The 456-nt window shown below is 60.3% G+C and carries 1 protein-coding gene; it reads right to left on the bottom strand.

What is annotated here, in order from left to right:
• Nucleotides 1-35: 35 nt before the first annotated feature.
• The coding region (locus OR16_RS39040; RefSeq protein WP_043423211.1) for a site-specific integrase at nt 36-456 on the bottom strand (421 nt) is incomplete at its 5' end.

Below are 456 nucleotides of genomic sequence, written 5' to 3' on the forward strand. Positions count from 1 at the left end.
CCCTGCCTTCGGAGGGCAGTACTTCCGGCGACGCATCAGAAAGGTAGCAGACGCTGCACAGCGCTTTGTATCTGGTCTGGCGCAAGGTGCGCGTATCGCTCCGTCACTGTCACCGATGAATGGCCTAGCAGGTCTTTAACCACCATCAGCGGCACACCGGCCATGACCAGCCAGCTCGCGCAGGTGTGCCGCATATCGTGGATTCGGAAATCTGAAATCCCCGCCCTCTCGCAAGCCGCCCCGAATCCAGTCTGAAAGGTTGTAATACGCTGGTCCCCTCCCCGACCAAAGACCCAAGGATTCCCCGCAGCATGTCGCAAGCCCCAGCCGCGCAGCACGGCCAAGGCGTCTAACGCAGCGTCGTTCAAAGGCACACTCCTGCGCTTGGCCGACTTGGTATCTCCAGCCTCCAGCAAGAAAAAACGACGATCCCTGTCGACCCTCGACCACGTCAAC

Origin of the sequence: Cupriavidus basilensis OR16 (assembly GCF_000243095.1) — a bacterium.
Taxonomy (GTDB): domain Bacteria; phylum Pseudomonadota; class Gammaproteobacteria; order Burkholderiales; family Burkholderiaceae; genus Cupriavidus; species Cupriavidus basilensis_D.